Annotated in this window: 23 protein-coding genes and 1 tRNA gene; 4 read left to right on the top strand and 20 right to left on the bottom strand. The window is 39.5% G+C overall.

From position 1 onward, the window contains the following. Position 1: 1 nt before the first annotated feature. From LREU_RS01110 to LREU_RS01075, 8 genes are all read right to left on the bottom strand, one after another. A complete protein-coding gene (locus LREU_RS01110) occupies positions 2 to 913 on the bottom strand; it encodes a metal ABC transporter solute-binding protein, Zn/Mn family (RefSeq protein ID WP_003667189.1) in 912 nt (303 codons plus the stop codon). Between the two features lie 139 nt (positions 914 to 1,052). Then, a complete protein-coding gene (ispE, locus tag LREU_RS01105; protein ID WP_003667188.1) occupies positions 1,053 to 1,904 on the bottom strand; it encodes a 4-(cytidine 5'-diphospho)-2-C-methyl-D-erythritol kinase in 852 nt (283 codons plus the stop codon). Positions 1,905 to 2,089: 185 nt separating this feature from the next. Continuing rightward, on the bottom strand, positions 2,090 to 2,332 hold the full coding sequence (locus LREU_RS01100) for a Veg family protein (RefSeq protein WP_003665581.1): 243 nt from the start codon (positions 2,330 to 2,332) through the stop codon (positions 2,090 to 2,092). Between the two features lie 90 nt (positions 2,333 to 2,422). Further along, positions 2,423 to 3,316: a 16S rRNA (adenine(1518)-N(6)/adenine(1519)-N(6))-dimethyltransferase RsmA gene (gene rsmA, locus LREU_RS01095; protein WP_003667187.1), complete on the bottom strand. Its 894-nt coding sequence runs from the start codon at positions 3,314 to 3,316 to the stop codon at positions 2,423 to 2,425. Then, complete coding sequence (gene rnmV, locus LREU_RS01090) at positions 3,309 to 3,875, bottom strand: ribonuclease M5 (protein ID WP_003667186.1); 567 nt, start codon at positions 3,873 to 3,875, stop codon at positions 3,309 to 3,311. The genes rsmA and rnmV overlap by 8 nt, the downstream gene beginning before the upstream one ends. Further along, the gene (locus LREU_RS01085) at positions 3,872 to 4,690 is read right to left on the bottom strand and encodes a TatD family hydrolase (protein ID WP_003667185.1); all 819 of its coding nucleotides are present in this window, start codon (positions 4,688 to 4,690) and stop codon (positions 3,872 to 3,874) included. Before LREU_RS01085 ends, rnmV begins: the two co-directional genes overlap by 4 nt. Further along, on the bottom strand, positions 4,683 to 6,710 hold the full coding sequence (metG, locus tag LREU_RS01080; protein ID WP_003667184.1) for a methionine--tRNA ligase: 2,028 nt from the start codon (positions 6,708 to 6,710) through the stop codon (positions 4,683 to 4,685). Before metG ends, LREU_RS01085 begins: the two co-directional genes overlap by 8 nt. Positions 6,711 to 6,787: 77 nt before the next feature. Beyond that, positions 6,788 to 7,636: a DUF72 domain-containing protein gene (locus LREU_RS01075; RefSeq protein WP_011953383.1), complete on the bottom strand. Its 849-nt coding sequence runs from the start codon at positions 7,634 to 7,636 to the stop codon at positions 6,788 to 6,790. Positions 7,637 to 7,904: 268 nt separating this feature from the next. On the opposite strand from LREU_RS01075, the gene LREU_RS10600 reads away from it, so the two are divergent. Further along, positions 7,905 to 8,030, top strand: a complete 126-nt coding sequence (locus tag LREU_RS10600) for a hypothetical protein (RefSeq protein WP_003667182.1) — start codon at positions 7,905 to 7,907, stop codon at positions 8,028 to 8,030. A gap of 54 nt (positions 8,031 to 8,084) precedes the next feature. Here the strand turns inward: LREU_RS10600 and LREU_RS01070 are convergent, their stop codons facing one another. The 5 genes from LREU_RS01070 to trpS form a co-directional block, all read right to left on the bottom strand. Then, positions 8,085 to 8,783 carry an NAD-dependent protein deacylase gene (locus LREU_RS01070; protein ID WP_003667181.1) on the bottom strand — a complete coding sequence of 233 codons (699 nt, stop codon included), beginning with the start codon at positions 8,781 to 8,783 and terminating at the stop codon, positions 8,085 to 8,087. A 5-nt stretch (positions 8,784 to 8,788) separates the two neighbouring features. After that, positions 8,789 to 9,748 (bottom strand): hypothetical protein, encoded by a 960-nt coding sequence (locus tag LREU_RS01065; RefSeq protein WP_003667180.1) that lies wholly within the window; start codon positions 9,746 to 9,748, stop codon positions 8,789 to 8,791. Next, positions 9,741 to 11,003, bottom strand: a complete 1,263-nt coding sequence (locus tag LREU_RS01060) for a hydroxymethylglutaryl-CoA reductase, degradative (protein WP_003667179.1) — start codon at positions 11,001 to 11,003, stop codon at positions 9,741 to 9,743. Before LREU_RS01060 ends, LREU_RS01065 begins: the two co-directional genes overlap by 8 nt. Then, positions 10,996 to 11,937, bottom strand: coding sequence for a Ppx/GppA family phosphatase (locus LREU_RS01055; RefSeq protein WP_003667177.1), 942 nt, complete (start codon positions 11,935 to 11,937; stop codon positions 10,996 to 10,998). The genes LREU_RS01060 and LREU_RS01055 overlap by 8 nt, the downstream gene beginning before the upstream one ends. A 143-nt stretch (positions 11,938 to 12,080) precedes the next feature. Further along, a complete protein-coding gene (gene trpS / locus LREU_RS01050) occupies positions 12,081 to 13,103 on the bottom strand; it encodes a tryptophan--tRNA ligase (protein ID WP_003667176.1) in 1,023 nt (340 codons plus the stop codon). Positions 13,104 to 13,380: 277 nt separating this feature from the next. Between trpS and LREU_RS01045 the strand changes: the two genes are divergently transcribed. After that, positions 13,381 to 14,340, top strand: coding sequence for a DNA-methyltransferase (locus LREU_RS01045; protein WP_003667175.1), 960 nt, complete (start codon positions 13,381 to 13,383; stop codon positions 14,338 to 14,340). 51 nt (positions 14,341 to 14,391) lie between these two features. Here the strand turns inward: LREU_RS01045 and ndk are convergent, their stop codons facing one another. The 6 genes from ndk to LREU_RS01015 all read right to left on the bottom strand — a co-directional run bounded on the left by ndk (position 14,392) and on the right by LREU_RS01015 (position 21,502). Beyond that, entirely contained in the window at positions 14,392 to 14,835 is a 444-nt protein-coding gene (gene ndk / locus LREU_RS01040) for a nucleoside-diphosphate kinase (protein ID WP_003667174.1), read from the bottom strand. A gap of 87 nt (positions 14,836 to 14,922) precedes the next feature. Continuing rightward, complete coding sequence (helD, locus tag LREU_RS01035; RefSeq protein ID WP_003667173.1) at positions 14,923 to 17,241, bottom strand: RNA polymerase recycling motor HelD; 2,319 nt, start codon at positions 17,239 to 17,241, stop codon at positions 14,923 to 14,925. A 12-nt stretch (positions 17,242 to 17,253) separates the two neighbouring features. Then, complete coding sequence (locus tag LREU_RS01030; protein ID WP_003667172.1) at positions 17,254 to 18,423, bottom strand: cation:proton antiporter; 1,170 nt, start codon at positions 18,421 to 18,423, stop codon at positions 17,254 to 17,256. Between the two features lie 169 nt (positions 18,424 to 18,592). Next, positions 18,593 to 18,666 (bottom strand) — tRNA-Thr (locus LREU_RS01025). A 39-nt stretch (positions 18,667 to 18,705) separates the two neighbouring features. Beyond that, positions 18,706 to 20,067 (bottom strand): aspartate aminotransferase family protein, encoded by a 1,362-nt coding sequence (locus LREU_RS01020; RefSeq protein ID WP_011953381.1) that lies wholly within the window; start codon positions 20,065 to 20,067, stop codon positions 18,706 to 18,708. Next, positions 20,030 to 21,502 carry an APC family permease gene (locus LREU_RS01015; protein ID WP_011953380.1) on the bottom strand — a complete coding sequence of 491 codons (1,473 nt, stop codon included), beginning with the start codon at positions 21,500 to 21,502 and terminating at the stop codon, positions 20,030 to 20,032. The genes LREU_RS01020 and LREU_RS01015 overlap by 38 nt, the downstream gene beginning before the upstream one ends. Positions 21,503 to 21,799: 297 nt before the next feature. On the opposite strand from LREU_RS01015, the gene nth reads away from it, so the two are divergent. Next, positions 21,800 to 22,441 carry an endonuclease III gene (nth, locus tag LREU_RS01010; RefSeq protein ID WP_003667169.1) on the top strand — a complete coding sequence of 214 codons (642 nt, stop codon included), beginning with the start codon at positions 21,800 to 21,802 and terminating at the stop codon, positions 22,439 to 22,441. Between the two features lie 11 nt (positions 22,442 to 22,452). After that, positions 22,453 to 22,746 carry an FMN-binding protein gene (locus tag LREU_RS01005; RefSeq protein ID WP_003667168.1) on the top strand — a complete coding sequence of 98 codons (294 nt, stop codon included), beginning with the start codon at positions 22,453 to 22,455 and terminating at the stop codon, positions 22,744 to 22,746. Positions 22,747 to 22,827: 81 nt separating this feature from the next. Here the strand turns inward: LREU_RS01005 and LREU_RS01000 are convergent, their stop codons facing one another. Next, the gene (locus LREU_RS01000) at positions 22,828 to 24,024 is read right to left on the bottom strand and encodes an MFS transporter (protein WP_003667167.1); all 1,197 of its coding nucleotides are present in this window, start codon (positions 24,022 to 24,024) and stop codon (positions 22,828 to 22,830) included. Positions 24,025 to 24,100 lie beyond the last annotated feature (76 nt).

Below are 24,100 nucleotides of genomic sequence, written 5' to 3'. Positions count from 1 at the left end.
CTTAATTCTCCTTTTGTTGAATGCGAGACAATGCTTGGTATTGCTTGAGCATCCACTGCATATAGTCATCCCCATTCGGCTTTGTTTCCGTTACCTTTAATACTGGAACATTATGTTCAGGGGCAAGTTTAACTAAATTATCAACAACTTTATCACTTGTCTGCGAATTATCAACAAAGAAGGCAATTTGGTGATTAATGATTGCTTGTTGAATTTCTTCAATATCTTTTGGTGATGGATCATTCCCATCTTCAACAGCTTTTTCGAAATGCTTGTCCATAATTTGATAACCAACATTCTCTAAGGCATAATCAAAAACTGGTTCACTAACTGCAACACGATTATTGTTAGGATTTACCTGGCGCTTCACTTTGGCAATTTCTTCATTAAGTGGTTGAAGAGAAGCTAAATATTTTCGCGCATTCTTTTGGTAATCCTTAGCGTGTTGCGGATCAATTTTACCATATTGAGTTGCAAGGTCATTTGCTAACTTTTCGACCGTCTCAGGCGCATACCAAATATGCTCATTGTCGCCATCTTTCTTGCCGGTTAAAGATGCCACATTAATTACTTTAATCTTGTTATGGTTACTGCTTGATTTAACGAGTTTGTTTACCCAACTATCGTAACCAAGACCATTTTCAATTACTACATTGGCTTTAGCAACTTGCTGGGCTTGCTTAGTATTGGGTTGATAATCATGGGGATCAACCGAAGCATTATCAATAAACGAAATCACTTGGCCATGATCGCCAGCTACTTTCTGCGCTACTTCACCATAGAAATTCAATCCGGTTACCACTCTAATTGGCTTTTGATTTTTCCCCATCGATTTCCATGGAACAAAGGATAAACCAAGTATTATAACCAACAAAGCAATAATGCTACTAATACCGATAATATATTTTTTCATTCTTTCCCTCTTTTTAATCGTAATCGTTACTATTTAGAACAATGAATATAATATCGAACTTTATGCGGGATTGCAACATAAAAATAAAAAGGACAAGAGAGAAAGTTACTTCTTTCCATCCTCTTGTCCTTAAATATGATCAAAGCAAAGTTACAACATGAACGTCGCGACAAAATCCCCGGATACTATTTTGAATCCGTTTTGCTCGCGATTCTGTATGGCAGATTGCGAAGACGGTTGGTCCCGTCCCACTCATCTGGGCAACATCGGCCCCCAATTCTTTCATCTTATTCTTTAGACGACCAATCTCTGGATAAAATTTCATCGTTAAGGGCTCTAAAACATTTCCCATATATTTTGTTGCTTCTTGCCAATCTTCTTTCTTTAAATTTGTCAGTAATGCTTCATTATTAAGATGTTGAAGCTTCTCATAATTAATTTGTCGTAAGATTTGCGGCGTAGAAACACTGATCTTCTGTTTTGCAATCACAGCCCAATAATGAGGTTGCGGTGGTAACAATTCGATTTTTTCACCATGGCCAGTAACGTGGGCTAATTTGTTATATATACAATACGGGACGTCAGAATCAATTGTTAATGCAATCTTTGCCAGTTCTGATAAACTCAAGCCCAACCGCCAAATACTATTTAATGCGCGTAAAACTGCCGCTGCATCTGAAGAGCCACCGCCCAATCCGGCCGCGACTGGAATTTGCTTCTTAATTCGAATTGTAACGCCATCTTTACAATGAAAACGACTACGTAAAATATGAGCTGCTTGGTATGCTAAATTACGTTGGTCATTGGGTAAAAAGCCACTATTTGTATAAACTTTAATTGTTGCAGGGCGCCGGTGTGTCTCAACAGTTACATAATCAGCCAGGTCTGCCGAAACCATTACCATATCCCATTGAGGAGAACCATCAAAATATCGCATCGGCGTATCTAAACTCAAATTCAATTTTGCTGGTGCTTTTTCTGTAACTATCATCCGGCAACCCTCCTTAATTTATAATAATTTAGTTAGTTAAATTATACTAACGGAACTATAATCCTTGCAACTACTGTTTCCTAACTATTCCTAAAGCAAAAGGAGTGAATAAAAACTGCCTTCCTGTTGAAAGGTATTTTTACCCACTCCTATTATTTTATAAATATGAATTTTAAATTATCAGTTTATTCTGCTTCATCGAAGGCAATTGAAATATTTCGTGTTAACAAATCAGTATAACTATAGGAAACCCGATCCAATGTTCCTTGTTCATCATTCAAATGAATAACAAATACTGCAGGATAGGTCTTACTCAAAATACCGTGATGGGTGGTAATACGTTTACGTCCAGCTTGTGCTTTTACTAAAACATGCTCGCCAATCCGTTCATCTAGCTTCTTCTTAATTTCTACAATGCTATTAGGCACGACTCCTTCACCTCACTGTAGACTAGCATACTCTTTTTTTACACAAAAAGCAAAATTGTACCATAATGTTTTATAACGGTCAACCATCTTTTACAAGAGATTTTGCTGGTGAAGAGCATTCGCAAGTTCAATAAATTGTTCGAGGGTTAGTTTCTCAGGACGGATTTGCGGCGAAATATCCAGCTGGTTTAAAACGGCCGTCATTTTCTCTTTTGCCGCTGGATCCTTACCAATTACACTTTGCAAGTTATTCCAAAGACTCTTGCGACGATGAGCAAAACATCCCCGGATAAAGCCAAATAATTTTTGCTTATCAAAAGGCTGAACTGGAAGTGGATTTGTCCGTGGCGTTAATACCACAATTGCTGAATCAACATTAGGTGCTGGCACAAACACTTTTCGTGAAACATCAAAAGCAATTTTAGCTTGCATTTGGTATTCAATCGCTAATGTCAACGCACCATATTGTTTAGTTCCTGGTTTAGCCGTGAGTCGTTGAGCAACTTCCTTTTGCATCATCACACAAATCGTCGCCCACTCAACAGGACTAGCCAGCAAATTCATTAGAATGGGACTCGTAATGTAATAAGGGAGATTAGCAACCACCTTAATTGGTCGACTAGGATCCTTAAATTCCTTTTTGATTAACTCTGGTAAATTAGCTTGAAGGACATCTTGATTAATCACTTTTACATCATCATATGGTGATAATACTTCTTTTAATACCGGAATTAAATCTTGATCAATTTCTAAGGCTAAAACTTCTCCCGCCGCTTGTGCTAATTGCTCCGTTAAAGCGCCAATTCCAGGGCCAATTTCAATTACATTGTCATTAGCTGTAATATCCGCCGCCTCAACGATATTTTTTAAGACGTTCAAATCAGTAAGGAAATTCTGGCCGAAACTCTTTTTTGTTCGGATCCCGTACTTTTCCATTATCGCGCGGGTACGTGTTCGACTACCAATTTCTGGTGAATTACTCATGATCTTCCTCCTGATTTATTTGCTTAATTGCTTGTTCAAATGTTGCTCGGTCAACTTGAAACATGTTTAAACGGTGAATCAATTGTTTCCCATTTCCATAACCGATTCCGAGTAATTGCCCTAGCTTTTCACGCCGTTTTCGTGAATCTGCTTGACCTGTTAATCCCCATTTTTGCAAGTCTTCTCGCTTAAAAACTTGCTGAGGTGTCGTTGTTTGGGTATAAAGGTGCTCCAAAGCTGATTTTATAACTGCTGGCGTTGCATGCTCAACTCCCAAGCTACCATGAGCCTCAGTTGGTACACCATCTTTTCGTTTAATAAAAGCATGCTTAACTCCTGGGATGGCTTCACTGATTATTTTTCTAATCCGCTCCCCGTTAAAGTCTGGATCAGTAAAAACAATTAGGCCCCGGCTTGCTTGTAACTTTTTCAACTTCGCCAAGTCAGCCGTTGAAATTGCAGACCCATTTGTTTCGTAGGTATCGGCATCAACCGCTTTTAAAATTTGCTTAGTATCATCTTTACCTTCAACAACTATAACTTCTTTTATTCTAATCATAGGCCTCTTTCTTTATTTTCCAAAAATAAGCGGCGGGCGTTCGTAAATGTTTTATATGCCACCTTACCAGCATCAACCTGCTTTAAATCTGCAATTGCATCCACCGTAAACTTAGTAAAACCGGGTTCATTTTGCTTTCCCCGGTATGGGAGTGGTGTTAAGTAAGGTGCATCTGTTTCAACCATCATCTTTTCCAAGGGAACAACTAACGCGGCTTCATGGACTTCTGTCGCATTTTTGAAACTTACGACACCACTAAATGAAATCATCATCCCGAGATCCATAAATTTCTCTGCCCATTCTGGCGTCCCATTAAAACTATGCATAACACCGCCAAATTCATCGATGTGGGCATTCCGCAAAATTTCATACGTGTCAGCCATTGCATCTCGGCAGTGTATCGAAACTGGTAATTTCAGTTCTCGCGCCCACTCAAGCTGTTCAGCAAAAATTTCTTGTTGTTGCTGGTGAGGAGAATGCTCGTCATTATAATAATCTAAGCCAATCTCTCCAATTCCTACAACTAAGGGATCTGCTAATTGTTGGCATAACTCTTTCTTGGTTTCGCTATTCCAATTAGCAATATCTTCTGGATGCCAACCAATAATTGGATGAAGGTTATCATACTGGTGTCCCAACTTTAAGGCACGGGTATTTAATAGTTGGTTTGAGCCAATAATATTCATCTCCGTCACGCCATAATGAGCAGCACGGTTAATAAAGGCAGGCACATCATCATAAAACGCATCGTCATTTAGGTGGGTATGGGAATCATAAACCAATTGCTGGTGTTGATGATTATGCACTTTATTCAACGCCCATTCCAGGTACTAAATTGTCAGGAACAGTTACTACTTGAACATTACCGTCTTTTTCAGCAGACAAAAGCATTCCTTGGCTTAATTCGCCCCGCATTTTCCGTGGTTTCAAGTTAGCAACAATCAAAACTTTCTTACCTACTAAAACAGAAGGGTCTGGATACCATTTGGCAATTCCAGAAAGGATTTGCCGGCCTTCTTCTGTTCCATCATCCATGTGGAATTTTAGAAGCTTATCAGCACCTTCTACATGATCGGCAGCAGTGATTTGAGCTACTTTCAATTCAACTTTGTCAAAGACATCAATCCGAATTGGCTTTTTGCCATCTGTTTTCTCTTCTTGTGCTGTTTCTTGGGCTTTTTCTTTTGCTTCAGCCATTGCCTTTCTTCCTTTCTTCTTTTCGTTTGCTGTCATCTTGCTCTTAATAAATTCAACCTCGGCCTTCACATCCAAACGTGGGAAGATCGGAGTTCCTTTGGCGACAACCTGAGCTTCTGCTGGGAAATCATTAAATTGAAGATCAGTTAATGATAAGTCAGTCCCTTCAATCCCAAGTTGTTCAACAATTTGCTTTGGTGCATGCGGCATAATTGGTTGAATTAAGGCTGCAATAATCCACAAACTCTTTGCTAGATGGGTCATCACATCTGATAATACATCCTTCTTACTATCATCTTTTGCTAGTACCCATGGTTCAGTTTCATCAATGTACTTGTTAGCACGACTAACCAACTTCCAAACAGTTGCCAATGCTTCAGCAAACCGTGTTTTATCCATTAATTCTTTATACTCAGCAATTACATCACTAGCAGTTTGTTCTAAATCAGCATCAAAATCAGTCGTTGCATCATTAGTGCCAACTAATTTACCATTTTGATACTTATTAATCATCGCAACAGTCCGATTGAGCAAGTTTCCTAGATCGTTAGCAAGGTCATAGTTTACCTTATCAACAAAGTCTTCTGGACTAAAGACGCCATCATTACCAAATGGCATTGCCCGCAATAAGTAGTAACGTGTGGCATCAAGGCCGTAGCGATCAACAAGAGTTTCAGGATAAATAACATTTCCCTTTGATTTCGACATCTTACCGTCACGCATTGTTAACCAACCATGACCGATGATGTGTTTTGGCAATGGTAAGCCAAGCGCATGAAGCATGATTGGCCAGTAAATCGTATGGAAACGAACAATTTCTTTTCCTACCATGTGAACATCAGCAGGCCAGTACTTCTTGAAAAGACTATCATCATCACTACCATATCCCAGCGCAGTAATATAGTTTGATAATGCATCAATCCATACGTATACCACGTGCTTAGGATCACTAGGAACCTTAACCCCCCAGTTAAATGATGTCCGCGTAACTGCAAGATCTTCTAGTCCTGGCTTTAAGAAGTTATTAATCATTTCATTCATCCGTGATTGCGGTTCGATAAAATCAGGATGTTCCTTATAGTAGTTCATTAACCAGTTAGCATACTTGCTCATCTTAAAGAAGTATGATTCTTCCTCAACTAATTGAACTTCATGACCTGATGGCGCTTTTCCACCGATCACATTACCGTCTTCATCACGGTAAACTTCTGCTAACTGACTTTCTGTGAAGTATTCTTCATCATCAACTGAGTACCAACCAGTATACTTGCCCTTGTAAATATCCCCTTGGTCAAGCAATTGTTGAAAAATCTTTTGGACAGCTTTTTCATGGTAGTCATCGGTTGTCCGAATAAACTTGTCATTTGTAATTTCAAGTTTTTTCCATAGCTCTTTAATTTGGGCAGCCATTTGATCAACGTATTCTTGTGGCTTCATGCCGAGTTTTTCAGCCTTTTGTTCAATCTTAAGGCCATGCTCATCGGTTCCTGTCAAGTAGAATACGTCATAGCCCATCAAACGCTTAAAACGTGCTTCTGCATCACATGCAATTGTTGTGTATGAATTACCAATATGGAGTTTACCAGATGGATAGTAAATTGGTGTTGTAATGTAATAAGTTGGTTTTTGTTCAGCCATATGAGGCCCCTCTTTCTAAGATATTACTAATTAAGATTTAACATTTAGTATAGCATTTTATTAGGACTTACTCCATCCTAAAACAGATCAAGCTGTTCTGGCGATTTAGGTGCCAATCCCTCGAATTCAATATTCATCATTTTTTGAAGGCTCAATGCATTGGGTGCGGCATCCTTAGCTGAGTTATTGTTGAAGATAACACAGAGTTCTTTAGGTTGCGGCTGCAAGGACTCAATTTGTTTTTTAAAGAATTGGAGTTCTTCCGGCGAATATCGATATAAAGTCCGCGTTTTCCGCCATTCTTTTCCTTGATTTTCCCATCCTTTTCGATTACGACCATGAAGGCGCAACATGGCTAAGTCGGGATTAGTTGTTGCAAGCAAAAACGGTACGGACGTTGGCGTATTATGGGGTTCATCAGCGGCCACTAATGTGAAATTGAGTTCACGACAGAAGTCTAAGACTGACGGTAAAATTTCTTTCTTATACCAAGTTTGATTACGAAATTCGACTGCAATTGGCAAGTTTCCTAACCATTCTCGAATTAATCGTAAGTAAGAAAAGTCACGCACAGTTGCATCAAAATATGGAGGAAACTGAAATAATATCGTCTTTAATTGACCAGCAGCTACCAAGGGAGAGATTGTTCGGCGATATTGTTGAAAGACCTGTTCTAATTCGCCACGTTCCTGATTTCGCTGATGTAATGTCATTTTCTGATTAGCCTTAACAATAAACTGAAAAGTTGGGGGAACAGTAGCAAGCCAGTTTTGAATTGTTGCTATCTGAGGTAAAGCGTAGAAAAAAGTATCAACCTCAACCACCGGAAAATGTTGAGCATACTCATCAAGCCTTACCGGGCGTTGTTCATCATGAATGAGTACTGGATGCTCCGTCCAAGTTGTCATCCCCATCGTTATTTTCATCTTTAATCCTCTCTTTCGTACCTCAAAAATCCTCATCAAATTACTTAGCAAATTCTTATACACCACAAAATAAATCTATATTCATTTTTTAAGGACTCAAATTCCTGTTTTTATCACTTTTATTCATTTTGATAGTAAAAGACGAACGGATTATGCATTATTTTCACACTTTAAAATGAAAGCGTTTCTCATACTTCATTATTTCTCTAGGAAAAACGTTCAAAACATGTTATTTTACAAGTGAACAATATGAAAGGAGCGATCAGAAATGCTACTAAAGAACAAAGGTATTCGTCACATTTTTTATCAAGAAAAGGATGCTACTAAAAAGAAGGACTCTCATTTAGTAGCACTCCCATTCAAAGTTGATGGGAAGGTCGTTTTCTTTGAATAACCACTTGAGCAAAAAGAAGCTGGAAATTGTCCTTAGACAACTGCAGCTTCTTTTTTATACTTTTAATTCGTCAAAGAATTTTGTTGCATCGTCTTGAACCATTTGAAAGTCAAAAGGAAAATGCAATAACTGCTGATTAACAGCAATCACCTTTGCATTTGGATTACGGTAATCTAGCAAGCCCGCAAATGGGTATACTTTCATCGAGGTACCCACAATCACAACTAAATCAGCTTGTTGCATTGCCTTGACAGAATTGATAATATCCTCTTGCTTAATTCCTTCATCATATAACACAATGTCCGGACGCAAGGGACCATTATCCTTTTGATGCAGGCGACTCTTCAAATATTCGCTCACTGGAACAGTTTCATGACACTTTTCACAATAAACGTGGAAAAGGTTCCCATGAAAGTCAATCAAGTGTTTCGTGCCAGCTTCTTCATATAAGTTATCGATATTTTGCGTTATAACAGTCGCACGGTCCTGTTGCGTCAAGGCTGCCTGTTTTTGATGAATTACGTTGGGCTTTGCATCTGGAAAATACAAATTTTGCTTGCAAAATTCGTAAAAGCCTTCTGGATCACTAGCAAAATACCGGTGACTTAAATAGTATTCCGCATTCCGATTCTGCGTATATAAACCGTTTGCTGACCTAAAATCAGGAATGCCAGAAGCAGTCGAAACACCAGCTCCCGTTAGAAAGACAATATTTTTTGCGTCGTCAAATGTTTTTTGAATCGTCGCATCCATCTAACTCACTTCCTTACAATGTATGGAATGCTATTCTGTTCAAGAAATTCCTGCACTGATTGATCATATATCTTTTTAAATGCTTCTGGTGCATTTTGAGTCGGTGCCGGAAGAGTAAATGAATTTTGACCATCACTCCGCCGAAGACCAACATAGGCGCGCTTATCCGTCCCCCGTTCTTTCATATCAGAATGATAGATTTCAAAAACTTGGCGCATCTCTAAACGCAATTGCCGAGCACTTAATACCGGTGAAAGAGTTGTGTATTCGTTATTGTGTAAGGCTGGTAAGCCCCATTCCTGCATCTGTTGATCAAATAAAGAATAAATCTTAACAATTGACCGGCGCATATCGAACGGTGACTTAATGGGTTTCTTTGTAATCTCAGCATACATCTTTTTTGCCGCGGCCAGTGCAAGCGGGTACTTTTCTGCTAAAGTTTTTTCATACTTTGAGAGGTGATCACCGTAAAAGACCAAAGCATCCAAAAGGGTTAATAACCGTAACGTCCGTTCATCATCTTCCTCTTTTTCCGGAGTTAATGTATGTTCAATCCCCTTTAGATACTGCTCTTCAATCTCATCGGTAATAAAACCATGCTTACGTTGTTCTGCCACCACTACTCGATGCATGGCAATGTTATACAAATCCGTTGACATAATCATCATCTGTTCATCGAGTTCCTTATCACCAAGAGACAGTTGGAAAAAGATTTGTGGGAAACCTTTTAGCAACATCAAAAGGTGTAGTAATTCGTGTGAGGCAGTGTAATTGGGGGCAGTCAAGTCGGTCACAATAATAACCAAGGCACCAGGAATAGTTTGTTGAGTTGCTTGGTCATGGCGAACATATCCTGACTTGTCACCATGAAACTGAACAAAGACACTACCTTCAGGATATAGACTATTAACCTGATCAAGAAGTGCCTGATTTTCTTTATTTAGTGTAATTCTCTCTTCAGTCATTAACTTGGTCCTTTCTGATCGTTGATAATATTTCTTTAGCAAGTGCTTGGTCAACATGTGATCGCTGCTTTAATTGTGCTACTACTAATGGTACTTCTGCTGGCGTTGCTCCGACACTTGCTGCTAATGACCGGTATTGGAGTTTCATATGACCAGCTTGAATCCCAGTGGTTGTCAATGCTCGTAAAGCAGCCAAATTTTGTGCTAATCCGACACTTGCTGTTACGGCCGCCAACTCTTCAGCACTCTTAATTTGACTAATATGATAGTTTATCTTAGTCATTTTATTTAATCCAATTGAACCACCAATTACACCAACCGGTAAAGGAAGAACAATTTTTCCTACCAAGTAGCCGTCCTGGATTTCCCAAGTACTTAATCCGCGATATTGTCCATCACGAGCAGCATAAGCATGGGCCCCGCTTTCAATTGCCCGCCAGTCATTTCCACTGGCGACCATGACCGCATCGATCCCGTTCATTATTCCTTTATTATGGGTAGCTGCTCGATAAGGGTCAACTTGTGCAAGATCACTAAGACGAGCAATTCGTTGAGCAACCTCTTTACCATCCATCTCCGGAGTTGCTAAGTACCGAAAAGCAACTTTACAAGTAGCGGTTTGCAGACTCTGTGTTGCAAGATTGCTTAAAATTGCGGTAATAACATGGAAGCCCTGGTCCGTTAACCATTTTCCAACCGCTTCTGCCATCGTATTGACGCTATTAGCGCCCATCGCCTGGCAAACGTCAATCCCTAAATCAACGCTAATAAAGTCCCCAGGGGTGCGAACTTTCATCGACTTCACACCCCCACCTCGTGCCTGCATTGATGGGTGCGCCTGGTTAGCAATTGTTAAAATCTCATCTTGGTGTTCTAATAACCATGCTTTAACTGCTGCTTTATCGGTCACGTCATCTAACACAACTTGTCCCACTAATTGTCGGTCTTGCCGAGGAGCAGTAAATCCTCCCGACCTACTTACCCGGTGTGCACCATTGCTAGCAGCGGCTATGACTGATGGTTCTTCAATCACCATGGGCACAACATACGAACGATTATTTACGGTTATGTTTAAGGCTACTCCTTCAGGTAAAGAATAATCAGTAATATAATTTTCGACTAACTCATCCCCTAAATCTGAACTTGTATTTGCCAATACTTGCTCTTCGATGGGGGACAGTTGACGAGCTTTTGTCAATTGTTGACGTCGATCATCGGCAGATAACTTATAAAAACCGTGTTGCCAATCAGTCATGGTGTCGCTTCCTTTGATTTACATATTCAGTGATGATTCCTTCGCGGACACCACTCTCTGAAAAAATAACCCGACCATCACTGTTGCGTTGCAAAAGGGTTACAAGAGGCAGCATTCCGCCGATGATAATGTCTGCTCGTTCCGGTTCTAGACCAGTCATGCGTTTACGCTGGGCCAAGTTACGATTTAACAATTCCCGATAAGTAGCAAATACTACTCGCGAGGAGAGCTGATACCCATGAATTGAACCATTTCGACGGTGATGGTGATGGTAAGACTGGGTCATACGCGCCAAAGTCCGGTTAGCACCACCTAATAAAACAATCGGGACACGTGTCGCATAACGTAACCACGGAATTTTGGTCAATCGTTCGTTCATCGCTACCTGCGCACGAAAAAGGTCAGCCGAACGAACATAGCCATTTAAATGGTATTGCTCTGATAAATTAACAGCACCCACCGGAATAGAAATCAAGTTACGTGCTTTTCGCTGCTGTACCAATATCAATTCACAGCTTGCTCCACCAACATCTAAAATTAAACAGTGGTTAAGCCGCAATGTTCGAACGACACCTAAGTAATCATAATAGGCTTCTTTTTTACCAGATAAAACTTGCAGATGAATACCAACTTCTTGCTGGACGCGCTTCAAAAACTCTTGACGATTTCGTGCCTGCCGAACTGCAGCAGTCGTGATCGCACGAACCTTAATATTGGGAATCTCTTGGTAGATTTTTTTAAATCGTTTTAGAGCCGCAATTGTGCGTTCAATTGCACTCTCTTGTAACATTTTTTCTCGTCCCATTCCCTCAGATAAACGTGTATTTTCTTTTACACGTCGAATTTCACGGAATCGTCCGTCTGGAGCAATTTCTGTTATTGCCATTCGGGCCGAGTTTGAGCCGAGGTCTACAATCGCGAGGTTTTCCACCATTTTCACCTCCGCTTTAATTAATTATTTTTCGTATAAATACATCTCTTTTATGTTACCATGTTCTGCTATGGGAGACACGAAAAAAAACGGGGCTTGCAGAAAAACTTATTTTCCTAGCAGCCTCGCTTCCTCAATTTATATTTTTAGCCAAAGTAGTTAATTCCGATTGCATCACGAACTTCTTTAAGTGTCTGGTTTGCGACCTCGTTTGCCCGTGCTGATCCTTCTTTAAGAACTTGATCAACATAATCAAGATTAGCAGCATACTCTTCGCGCCGCTTGCGAATTGGTGCAAGTTTAGCTTCAAGAACTTCATTTAAGTAGCGTTTAATCTTAACATCCCCAAGACCACCAGCTTGGTATTGCTCCTTCAATTTAGCAACTTGTTCTTTGTCTGGATCAAAGATGTCAAGATAAGTAAAGACAGTATTGCCTTCAACATGACCAGGATCACTAACCTTGATATGTGTTGGATCAGTATACATCGACATTACTTTCTTTTGCACTGTATCAGCATCATCAGAAAGATAAATTGCATTGCCAAGGGACTTACTCATTTTTGCGTTGCCATCTAGTCCTGGAATCCGTCCCTGACCCTTTGGTGGAAATACTCCTTCAGGTTCAACCAAAATATCTTGTTGGTAAATACGGTTGAACGTCCGCACAATTTCACGAGTTTGTTCAAGCATTGGTTCTTGGTCATCACCCACCGGCACTGTATCAGCCTTAAATGCTGTAATATCTGCTGCTTGGCTTACCGGATAAGTAAAGAATCCGGCTGGAACACTTTCACCAAATTTCTTTTGCTTAATCTCAGTCTTAACAGTTGGATTTCTGCGTAAACGCGCAACAGTTACTAAGTTAAGGTAGTGCATCGTTAATTCACTTAATGCTGGAATTTGTGATTGAACCAAAATTGTTGATTTCTTTGGATCAATTCCAACCGCCAAATAATCCAGAGCAACTTCATGGAGACTACGGCGGATTTTTTCCGGATCCCGGGCATTATCGGTCAATGCTTGTTGGTCAGCAATCATGATAAATGTGTCATATTTACCTGTATTTTGTAATTCAACCCGATTTTTTAACGAACCTACATAGTGTCCAATATGCAACTTGCCAGTTGGTCGATCACCAGTTAAAATAACGTGTTTTTCTTCTGCCATTTTAAATTCCTCCTAAATTACAAAACGCCCTACTTAGTCATATAAACTAAATAGGACGCTTTTCGCGCGGTGCCACCTAAATTGCAATCATCATTGCCGCTCATTATGTATTTTGTTGTGACCATTTCGCACTTTGGGGACCTTTTCACCAACTGTCCCTCGCTAAGACTCGCGCTACTTAATATAGTTAATTTTAATCCAACTCCTACTAAAAAGGCAAGACAATCCTGAATATGACAAGTATAATAATACTAAACGTCGAACAGGAGTGGTCAATATGCGCTCAAAAAGAAATAAAACAATTGATTTCACGCTTGAGGAGGCTTCACCTGAGCTCCTCAGCCAGATTATTCACCCAACTGATAATCTCCAGACAATATCCAACAAGATTATCAACGGGGATTCCTTCAAAGTAATGACTCAACTAGCACCACACCAGGTTGATCTTGCCCTTATTGACCCTCCCTATAATCTTAACAAACAATATGATGGTTTAAACTTCAAAAAGATGTCTACGAGCCAATATCAGACTTACACGCAAAAGTGGATTGATCTCTTAAAGCCATTACTAAAAGAAAATGCTAGTATCTATGTCTTTTCTGATTGGGCAACTAGCATGGCACTTGCGCCGATCCTCGAAAAAAATTTTACAATTCAAAATCGGATTACTTGGCAACGAGAAAAGGGCCGGGGCTCACAGAAAAATTGGAAAAACGGGATGGAGGATATTTGGTTCTTGACTGCTAACCCGAGTGACTATACCTTTAACGTCGACCAAGTTAAACAACGACGGCAGGTGGTAGCCCCTTATCGTCAAGATGGGGTTGCTAAAGACTGGCAAGCTACTAAAAACGGTAATTTTCGTGATACAATGCCCTCTAATTTTTGGGACGATATTTCAATCCCCTATTGGTCAATGCCAGAAAATACTGGTCACCCTACGCAAAAGCCAGAAAAATTACTGGCAAAAATTATTCTTGCTAGTTCTAATCCCAATGACTTTATTTTTGATCCTTTTGCTGGTTCCGGTTCGAGTTTAGTGACTGCCGCTAAGCTTAACCGCCGTTATCTTGGAATCGAGCAAAGTCTTCTATATTGTGCATGGGGACAGTACCGGCTCAATCAAGTAAAGGATGATCCTAGCATCCAAGGCTACACTGACGGGGTCTTTTGGGAACGCAATACCTTGGCAGTACAACGAAAAATTAAACGCCAACAAAGGGCAAGTGATGAATAAATTAAAGAAGCTGAAAGAAAATTTTTGTTTTTTCTTTCAGCTTCTTTAATTCTACTGCTTATCCTTAATATCAAATTCTGGGAACCAAATACCAATTTCGCGAGTAGCACTATCAACATTATCAGATGTATGAATGATATTTCGCAAGTTACCATCAGGCCATTCACGACCGTAGTCACCACGAATTGTTCCCCATTCAGCCTCACCAGGGTTAGTAGCTCCTGCCATATTATGAATTGCTTGGATTACATTAGTACCAGAAACAACAATTCCGACAATTGGTCCTTCTGTCATGTATTCTAACAATTCAGGGAAGAATGGTTTGTCAACTTTATCAAAATAATGTTGACGAAGCTTTTCTTCTGATGGGTTAATCATCTTAAGAGCTTCAATATTATACCCTTTCCGTTCAATACGGGTAATAATATCTCCAATATGACGAGTTTTTACCCCATCAGGTTTTACTAGTACAAGTGTGTATTCGTCTTTAACCATGGCGAAGCATCTCCTTTTTCTATATCTACCCCATTAGATTATCATAAGTCGACACTTCTTGAAAGCGTTTTTAGACAATAGAAAAATTTAATTTTTATTTGGCAATTGATATTCAATCGTTAAAAGACGCCCAGCTTTCTCGTTAATTGCATCGCTAACTGAGCCGTTGCTTAAAAGGACCAGTTCATGCATTGCCCGTGATGCCATTGTATAGATCATACCAACTTCATCAGTATTAGTTAGGTTTTTAGCAGAGACATCCGCAGCAAGAACAGCATCGAATTCAAGCCCCTTTGCTAAGTAAATTGGGAGAATTAAGACTCCCTTTGGCAATTCACTTGCATCCTTATCGAGGAGATGAATATTTTCAACCTTTTGCCGGTGAAGTAATTGATAAATACCAGCGGCTTGCTCTTGATTCTTGGTTAAGATCGCTACAGTTTCATGTTCGTCAGCTAATTTAAGCGTCTCATCTAACAAGCTTTGCTGACTCTCTTTATCAGAATAACGGACTAACAAGCGTGGTTTCTTTCCATGGCGAGTGAAAGAAATTATCTTATCTCCATCCGGCAACAAGGCCTTCGCAAAATTAGTAATCTCCGTCGTGGAACGATAACTCCGCCGTAAAGCAATTAGATTAGGTCGCTTGGCCTTTAATACCCCACTAAGTTTGTTTAATAACTCTTCCGGTAATTGCAATGGCTTAAAAAGAGCCTGTTCACTATCACCGAGGACCGTAAATTTAGCTTGGGGAAAGGCGTGTTTTAAGTAGATTAACATCGCTGTTGAATAATCTTGCATCTCATCAATAAATACATATTGAAAAGAACGATTTTGTCCTGTCCCGGAAATCAAATCACGCAGATACATCAAAGGTGCCGCATGCATTAATTCCAGCCGATGGTATTCAATCTCATCTTGAAAAGCAAGGATCATTGTTGCCCATTCCCGCTGACTAATTGTCTTAGGTACCTCAACTTGATGCAAAAACTTATTATATTGATTATAAAAATCGAGAAAGTAATTATTATAGATCGCATCTGCAATCACACGTAAGCGTCGTTTAGCTAAGCGCCGCGAAAGGTAAGCATATTGCTCATCTTCATCCTTAAAGTCATCAATTGTCTTCTTACCATAAAGGTTGTGCAATTGTTGTAAATCAAGTGAATCCAGTTCTTTAGCTACCCAATCTTTTTTAGCTTCATCTTTAACTCGCCGCTGCAATTCACGAATTAACTTATTTTTCAATTGAACTAACTTATCAGCAGGAGCCATCGTCAATGGTAATTCTTTATAAAGATCTTTGACGTGATCAGCCGAAAAGAAAACTTGACCATTAAAGCGAATATCAGCAAACTGCAAATCATCAATTGTCATTTTCTCGACATAATGTGCAATTGACGTCATAAAAGATTCACTTTCAATAAAGTCAGCAACAACATGAGAAGCATTTTCAGGTTTTTGCCGTTCTTCATAGCGATCAAATAATGTTTCTACTTGCAAGCCTTCAAAACGCCGCCGGATAAACCCTTCTAATGTTACTTGCCGCATATTTCTTTCACCAAGACTTGGCAAAACTTCAGAAATATAGTGGCTAAATAAATTATTGGGACTAAAGAGGACAATCTGGTCAGCATTCAATTCTGTTCGACTATGATAAAGCAAGTATGCAATTCGCTGAAGGATCGCTGAAGTCTTTCCTGAACCAGCCACTCCTTGTACTAGCAAAAGATCACTACGCGTATCACGGATAATATCATTTTGCTCTTTTTGAATTGTTGCCACAATATTATGCATATACTGGTCATTTTGCTTTCCAAGAGCTGCTTGCAAAACTTCATCACCAACCGTTTCATTGGTATCAAACATGTTAGTGATCTTACCATCCTTAATAGTGAATTGGCGTTTCTTTTTTAATTCTGTGGTTTGCATCCCAGCTGGCGTTTCATAATTGACTTTCCCAAGGGTACCATTATAGTAAACCCCAGAAATCGGTGCCCGCCAGTCATAAATTAAAAAGTCTGTTTTATCTTCATTCATTAAGGAAGAAGTACCAATATATAGCGTTTCACTCTTATCTTCACCAGGATCTTGAATATCAATCCGGCCAAAATACGGTGACCCTTTTAAGTTTTTCAAAGTTCTTAACTGGTGCTTTAGAATTGATTCACTTTCCGCTGCTCGTGAAACCAATTGTCGCTGCTGTTCAATCATTGACCGAGATTCGGCAATATCATCAACTTCATAACGGTTAATAGATGCATTTTCACTATAATTACGTTCAACTGCTCGTGTTTCACGATGAGCATCTTCAACAGCTTTAGTGGTAGCAGCTACCTGTTGGTCAATTTGTTTTTCAACATTATCAACCCGCGCTTGCTCCGTTTCTCGTTCATGATTTTCCATCAAAAGCCCCCTTTACTCAAGTTCGTTGGCTGATCGTTTTAATGCATTCTTTAAAATAAATGGCGCTAATACAGTTGCGATAATAATCACGGTAATTACATCTGAATAATACATTGGCGAAAGAAGATGTGCTTCATAACCAATCTGGGCTGTAATCAATCCCATTTCACCACGGGCAACCATCCCACTACCGACAACATAAGAACTTGGCATACTAAAGCCAGATAGCTTAGCACCCGCTCCACATCCAAGCAGTTTTGTTAAGCATGCAAGGATTGTCATTACAATAACAAAGACAAACGATTCACCAATATTATCAAAGCGCATGTTCAACCCTACACTGACAAAGAATAGCGGAATAAACATTGCATACCCAATTGGAATAAAACTCCGGTCAACAACTTCTTTATGCTTGGTGTTAGCCACAGCAATTCCAGCGAAGAAGGAGCCAACAGCCCCACTTAAACCAACATAATCAGCAATTGCAGCCATGCCTAAACAGATAATCATCGCCATTACCGACGTTGAAGCAACTGTTAATAGGCGATCACTCATATGAATTAGGTAAGGTGCTAACCAACGAATCAATAGGTAAGTTCCACCAAAGAATACTAACTGCATCAAGAGGACAATTCCTAAAGGCTGACCATTGCCGTGACCACTATTGCTGCTTCCATTGATTACACTAATCATCACACTTAATAAGATAACACCAATAATATCATCGGCAACCGCTGCTCCAAGCACTGTTGCCCCCTCTCGGCTATCTAGGCGATTAAATTCACGTAAAACTGCAACTGAAATACTAACAGATGTTGTCGCAAAAATAACCCCGATAAATAGTGATTCAAGCTTAGTAAAGCCAAACATATAACTTACCGGTCCCATAATTACAATGGGAACAATTACCCCCAAAAGCGCCACAACAACAGCGGGCTTCAAGTATTTTCTTAGCAAGGATAGGTCGCTTTCCAATCCTGCGATGAACATCAAGATAATAACCCCAATTTCCTGAAATTCATTCATCATTGAATTTAAATGAACCCAATCTAGAACAGCGGGTCCTGCAATGATTCCAACCAGGATTTGTCCAATCACTTCTGGAATCTCAACACGACGACATAAGTGTGCTACGATCTGGGTTGCAAGCAATAACCCCGCCAACACTGCAATAAATTCCATTTCTTTTCCTCCAATTTATCAATTAAGCTAATGCTACATAATTTTGATTTTAACATAGCTGTAATTTCAATCCTAATTATATTACTAGCAAGGCCATATTCTTATAAAGAAGAAAAGAGATTTAGAAAAACGATTTGTTTTTCTAAATCTCTTTTCTTAGTTCATTTTAAGCCATCTAGCGGGTTCGAACCGCCGACCTCATCCTTACCATGGATGTGCTCTACCTAGCTGAGCTAAGATGGCGCTTAAAGTATACCCGAAGATGGTCTTAAATTGCAAGAGTTACCAACCTAACTCTTCTGCATTTGCGGGAGCAGCTAATTTACCAGCGGCTAATTCCGCGAATGCTTGATCAATCATCGCAAAAGCTTGATCTAATTCTTTTTCTGTAATAACTAATGGTGGTTGGAAACGAAGAATACTCCCCCGCAAACTAATGATAATTGCTCCTAGTTCAAAGATGCGGTACATTAGCTTGGTTGTTGCTTCTGTATCACCTTTTCCCGTAACTGGATCAATGATATCAATACCACCATCCAGTCCATACATTCGAACGTCACCCACAAAAGGATATTTTTGCTGTTCAAGCTTAAAGAATTCAGCTGCTTTTTTGCCAAGGCGTTGTGAACGCTCTAAAAGATGCTCATTTTGAATAACATCTAAGGTCGCATTCGCTGCTGCAGTCGTAACCGGGTTACCAGCTGTAGTGTAAACATTGGCTGGCGCCCCTAATGATTCCAGAATCTCCTTACGACCAATCATTGCACTAAGTGGCATTCCCGAAGCTAACGACTTACCAACAGACATTAAATCTGGCTCAATCCCAAAATGCTGGATCGACCACCATTTACCAGTCCGTCCCATCCCCTGATTAACTTCATCAACAGCAAAGAGAATTCCATTAGCTTTAGCAAACTCATATACCTTTTGCATATAAGCAGGCGGAGTTTTTACAATTCCCCCATCACCCTGAATTGGTTCAATAAGAATTGCAGCTACTTCATCCACTGGTAAATAAGTTTCAAAAGGCAGCATAAATTGATGGAACATCCGCTCAACAAACGCTTCGTCACTTTCATTAGTTAATCGTTCCCATGGACTAGGGAATGGTACCTTTACTACGCCTGGTAGCATTGGACCCATTTTTCTTGTCATGTTTAATGAAACACCTGACAAGCTCATTGAACCGTAAGTTGAACCATGATAGGCCCCCGTAAAGGAAATAATATATTGGCGTCCAGTATATGCTCGCGCAAATTTAATAATTGCGTCATTAGCATCCGAACCAGAATTACCCCATACCATTTCAACTGGCCCACTTATCGGCGCTAATTCTGCTAATCGAGGTGCTAACCGCGCTGCTTGTGAATTAGCAAAGTACGCTGGAGTATACTGAATCATTTTAGCTGCTTGTTCTTGAATAGCTTGCACTACTCGCGGATGCGCATGGCCAGTATTAGTCGAACTAGCACTGGCAAGCAAATCGATATAATCATTTCCTTCTATATCAGTAACCATTGCCCCCCGTCCATGATCTAATACAATATCGTAGTACTTAATCCGGGCAGCACTCGCAAATGCATTTTTTTCTTCTAATAAAACATCTCTATTCGTTTTCTTCTGCTTCAGTTTCGTTTTTAACATTTTGTCCATCTTCTTTCTTTGCCATTGACGAGTGGCGTATTCCATAAGCAAAGTAAATAATTAAGCCAAAGATAAACCAGATACCAGCGTAAAGTTTTGCTTGGTAATCTAATCCCATAAACACAAGTAATGAAGCAAGAAAACCTAGAGCTGGTAATACTGGATAGAATGGCATCTTAAATGAAGGATTGGGAATATCTTTTCCTTCACGACGACGTAATGCATAAACACCAAGTGAAACAAACATAAAGGCAATCAATGTACCGGCTGAGATCAATTGGGAAAGAAAGGCGAATGGGAAGAAGGCACCGATCAAAACAGCACCAATTGTAAGTGTCCAAAGTGCACGGTTTGGTCGATTATGTTCATCAAGTTTCCCAAGCCATTTTGGCAACATTCCATCACGACCAAATGAGTAAATCAACCGCGAACCAGCCATGCTCATCCCAATCAAGGCGGTAAACATTCCTAGAACAGCAATTGTTTGAACAACAGTTGCTACACCACTATGATGAGCTGCACGTAATGCAAGCCCAACTGGTTCAGCACTATTAGCGTATTGTTGATATGGTAATACCCCAATCAATACAAGACTAACTGCTATAAAAAGAACAACTGCGATTACTAAGGAACCAAGGATTCCACGTGGCATCGTTTTTTGTGGATTGATTGCTTCCGCTGAATTAGCAGCAATTGAGTCAAATCCGATATAGGAAAGGAAAATCATCGATACCCCGGCATATATACCCTGCCAACCACCAAATGCACCATTAGCTGTTTCATGGTATTGTGGAATAAATGGCATAAAATTGCTTGCTTTTATAGCGGTTAAACCAACAACAATAAAAAGTAAAATTGCAAAAACTTTAAGAATAACAAGAAGATTTTCAACACGAGCAGCTTGTGATACCCCGCGTGAAATTAAGAGGGCTACTAAAATAATTACAACAACTGAAACAATATCAACAACTCCGCCTTCTGTACCAAAAGCATTTGATAATGAAGCAGGCAGCTTCCAGCCAAGCGGAACAAATAATGCCCGGAAGTTAGCAGAGAGACCAGACCCAACAAAGGCCAAAGCAATAAAGTATTCAGCTAATAGTGCCCAACCAGCGACCCAACCAAAAAATTCTCCAAACACGACGTTAATCCATGAATAGGCTGAACCAGCAAACGGCATTGCAGCAGCCATTTCTGCATAGGCGAAGGCAACTAGCCCGGCCACGATCGCAGCAATTAAAAAAGAGATAACTACTGAAGGTCCAGTATGCATTGCGGCCACTTCACCAGGAAGAGTGAAAATGGAAGTGGACACAATCGTTCCAACACCTAAAGCTAAAAAGTCCCGCACCTTCAAAGATCGAACTAAATGACCGTCTTTATTATCATAAACACGCGGGTCTTCTTTACGTGTAATTGTTTTCCAAAAACTCATAATCATCCTCCTTTTCTAAATGATTAAAATTTGATTAGAATTATAAGAAAATCTTTAATACATTTTACCAAGGTGCTCTTCTCTGGTCAATCGTTTATTTAAATTAATTAAAGAAAGAGATTTCTACATTTGCATCCATATTAAACATTTTTTCCTTAACATAAATTGATGTCATATTGCTAACCCCCAATTTTATAAATAATAATTTAATGAGTATAAAATGAGGTTATTACCCTTCGCTATTTTAATCATTCGGGTTAAAATAGTTATAATCATATTCGAAAAGAGTGATTTTATATGTTATCACCAGACGAAATTCGTTACTCAATCAAGGTCATGCGGCAAACATTTCCCGAAGCAGGAACAACTTTGATTGCTGACACAAACTACCACTTTCTTTTGGCTACAATCTTGAGTGCACAGTCAACAGATCAATCTGTCAATGAAGTAACGCCAGCACTATTCGCTCGTTTTCCGTTGCCAGCAGATTTAGCAGGGGTTGAACCCGCAGAAGTTGAGCCTTATATCAAAAGATTAGGGCTTTATCGAAATAAAGCTAAGTTCTTAGTCAAAACTTCTCAACAAATTGTTACTGACTTTAACGGTGAGGTTCCCCACACCCTCAAAGAGCTAATAACCTTATCTGGAGTCGGGAGGAAAGTTGCTGATGTTGTCCTTGCAGAATGCTTTAACATTCCAGCTTTCCCAGTTGATACCCACGTTAGTCGTGTTGCCCGCCGCCTTAGAATGGTTGAACCCAAAGCATCCGTTCTTGCAATTGAAAAGAAGTTAATGAAAACTATACCTCCTGAACACTGGTTAGATGCTCATCATAGTATGATTTTTTGGGGTAGATATGTCTGCACGGCAAGAAATCCTAAATGTCAAACTTGTCCACTGTTATCACTCTGCGTAACAGGCCAAAATAATGTGATTTAACTTAGAAGATTATGGATAATAATAAAATGAGAGAAATAGACAGAAATCAATATATTGGAAGTGGCTTTAGTGCTTATGGCGGTGAATCAGAAGTCTTATTAACCTACCAAGATGATAAGATTCAAGATTTACAAGTAATCAAACATCATGAATCTGAAATGGGTCAATGGGCTTTAGATGAACTTCCCGGTAAAATTATTGCGGCTAATAGTGCAGACGTGGATGGCATTACTGGGGCCAGTGCAACAAGTCGTGCGATTAAAGAAGCAACCAAGGATGCATTGCAACAGGCACAACAAAATTAAGCATAAATACAACAATAGCGAGAAATTAGAAAAATTTTATTTTTCCTAATTCCTCGCTATTTTCTTAATAAAGTTAAATATTTAATCGTTAGCAGCTGCTTTTCTTTCCCGTCCTAAAATAAGCGTTATTACCCAGGAAATAATTAGGAATATCGATACGAACCAATATGGATATTGATAATTAACATCTAATAAATAGCCACTAATAAGCGGTCCAATAATATTCCCCACACTTGTCAATGACATATTTACCCCGTTCAATAATCCTTGGTTTGTCTTGCTCATCTTAGTTAATAATGTAGTAATTGTTGGGCGCAACAGATCGAACGCTTCAAAAACAAACAAGGTTGCAATAATGATATGCCAATGATTGTGATCATAAATCACCATGATCGTTCCAACTAAACTAAGGAAAAAACTGTATCGCATTAGTCGAACTTCTCCCAGCCAACGAACTAGCCGATCAAAGAAAAAGACTTGCAGAATAAGCGAAATAATCCCGTTGAGAGTTAAAACAAGCGCAATTGCGTTTAAGTCAAAATTATGAACTTCATTGACATATAAACTATAGATACTTTCAAAGCCAGCTAATCCAAATGAAGCTACAAAGATCATTCCAAAGAGCGTGATTAGTATTGGGGTCATAATTTGTTTCAACTGACTCCAACCACCAGTCAATAATTCATTTTCCGGATTTTTAGTTTCACTCTTAAATAGTTCATCCTCATCATGAGGTAAAAAGCGCCAGGCAACAACCGTACTAATCAATCCCAGAATACCAGCAACCCAAAATGGGAATTTATAATTTACATGCGCTAACATTCCACCAAGACCTGGTCCTAAAATTAATCCCCCACTAAAAGCTGCTGATAACCACCCAATAACTTTGGCGCGGTCTTTTTCACTAGTAATGTCTGCCGCTAATGCCATTGATGTTGGTACAAACATAGCTGCTGATAATCCATCTACTGCCCGCGATAAGTCAAATAACCATAAATGCTGTGCTAAGGCAAAAACAAATTCAGCAATCGCAAATATCAGCAATCCCCATACTAACATTGGTTTTCGTCCAACCTTGTCTGAAATCCGACCAACAATGGGTGAAGCAATAAATTGCACAAACGCAAATAGGGAAGACATCACTCCCATGTCAAAGGCAGTAAAGTGGTATTCATTTTTAATGAACGGTTCAACTGGGAAGATAAGACTCATTCCGAGACAAATCAAAAACTCACAAAAAAGAACTACAAAGATTATACGCTTTACTTCTTTTGTCATGATATATTTCCTTTCTATATTTTTACAGAATAAAAGTGGTGCCACCAAATTTATCTGATGACGCCACTTTTATTTG

The organism is Limosilactobacillus reuteri subsp. reuteri (assembly GCF_000016825.1).
GTDB lineage: Bacteria > Bacillota > Bacilli > Lactobacillales > Lactobacillaceae > Limosilactobacillus > Limosilactobacillus reuteri.
Note: the sequence above shows the minus strand (reverse complement) of the source record. Positions and strands in the feature narration are given on the sequence as shown.

What these genes read in the sequence shown, in the direction of transcription:
- helD (WP_003667173.1), bottom strand. Translation starts at nt 17,241, where the DNA reads ATGGAAAATCATGAACGAGAAACGGAGCAAGCGCGGGTTGATAATGTT.
- rnmV (WP_003667186.1), bottom strand. Translation starts at nt 3,875, where the DNA reads ATGATTAGAATAAAAGAAGTTATAGTTGTTGAAGGTAAAGATGATACT.
- LREU_RS01015 (WP_011953380.1), bottom strand. Translation starts at nt 21,502, where the DNA reads ATGAGTTTTTGGAAAACAATTACACGTAAAGAAGACCCGCGTGTTTAT.
- LREU_RS01000 (WP_003667167.1), bottom strand. Translation starts at nt 24,024, where the DNA reads ATGACAAAAGAAGTAAAGCGTATAATCTTTGTAGTTCTTTTTTGTGAG.
- LREU_RS01045 (WP_003667175.1), top strand. Translation starts at nt 13,381, where the DNA reads ATGCGCTCAAAAAGAAATAAAACAATTGATTTCACGCTTGAGGAGGCT.
- ispE (WP_003667188.1), bottom strand. Translation starts at nt 1,904, where the DNA reads ATGATAGTTACAGAAAAAGCACCAGCAAAATTGAATTTGAGTTTAGAT.
- ndk (WP_003667174.1), bottom strand. Translation starts at nt 14,835, where the DNA reads ATGGTTAAAGACGAATACACACTTGTACTAGTAAAACCTGATGGGGTA.
- LREU_RS01075 (WP_011953383.1), bottom strand. Translation starts at nt 7,636, where the DNA reads ATGAAAATAACGATGGGGATGACAACTTGGACGGAGCATCCAGTACTC.
- nth (WP_003667169.1), top strand. Translation starts at nt 21,800, where the DNA reads ATGTTATCACCAGACGAAATTCGTTACTCAATCAAGGTCATGCGGCAA.
- metG (WP_003667184.1), bottom strand. Translation starts at nt 6,710, where the DNA reads ATGGCTGAACAAAAACCAACTTATTACATTACAACACCAATTTACTAT.
- LREU_RS01005 (WP_003667168.1), top strand. Translation starts at nt 22,453, where the DNA reads ATGGATAATAATAAAATGAGAGAAATAGACAGAAATCAATATATTGGA.
- LREU_RS10600 (WP_003667182.1), top strand. Translation starts at nt 7,905, where the DNA reads ATGCTACTAAAGAACAAAGGTATTCGTCACATTTTTTATCAAGAAAAG.
- LREU_RS01030 (WP_003667172.1), bottom strand. Translation starts at nt 18,423, where the DNA reads ATGGAATTTATTGCAGTGTTGGCGGGGTTATTGCTTGCAACCCAGATC.
- LREU_RS01020 (WP_011953381.1), bottom strand. Translation starts at nt 20,067, where the DNA reads ATGTTAAAAACGAAACTGAAGCAGAAGAAAACGAATAGAGATGTTTTA.
- LREU_RS01065 (WP_003667180.1), bottom strand. Translation starts at nt 9,748, where the DNA reads ATGACTGAAGAGAGAATTACACTAAATAAAGAAAATCAGGCACTTCTT.
- LREU_RS01055 (WP_003667177.1), bottom strand. Translation starts at nt 11,937, where the DNA reads ATGGTGGAAAACCTCGCGATTGTAGACCTCGGCTCAAACTCGGCCCGA.
- LREU_RS01070 (WP_003667181.1), bottom strand. Translation starts at nt 8,783, where the DNA reads ATGGATGCGACGATTCAAAAAACATTTGACGACGCAAAAAATATTGTC.
- LREU_RS01110 (WP_003667189.1), bottom strand. Translation starts at nt 913, where the DNA reads ATGAAAAAATATATTATCGGTATTAGTAGCATTATTGCTTTGTTGGTT.
- rsmA (WP_003667187.1), bottom strand. Translation starts at nt 3,316, where the DNA reads ATGAGTAATTCACCAGAAATTGGTAGTCGAACACGTACCCGCGCGATA.
- LREU_RS01060 (WP_003667179.1), bottom strand. Translation starts at nt 11,003, where the DNA reads ATGACTGATTGGCAACACGGTTTTTATAAGTTATCTGCCGATGATCGA.
- trpS (WP_003667176.1), bottom strand. Translation starts at nt 13,103, where the DNA reads ATGGCAGAAGAAAAACACGTTATTTTAACTGGTGATCGACCAACTGGC.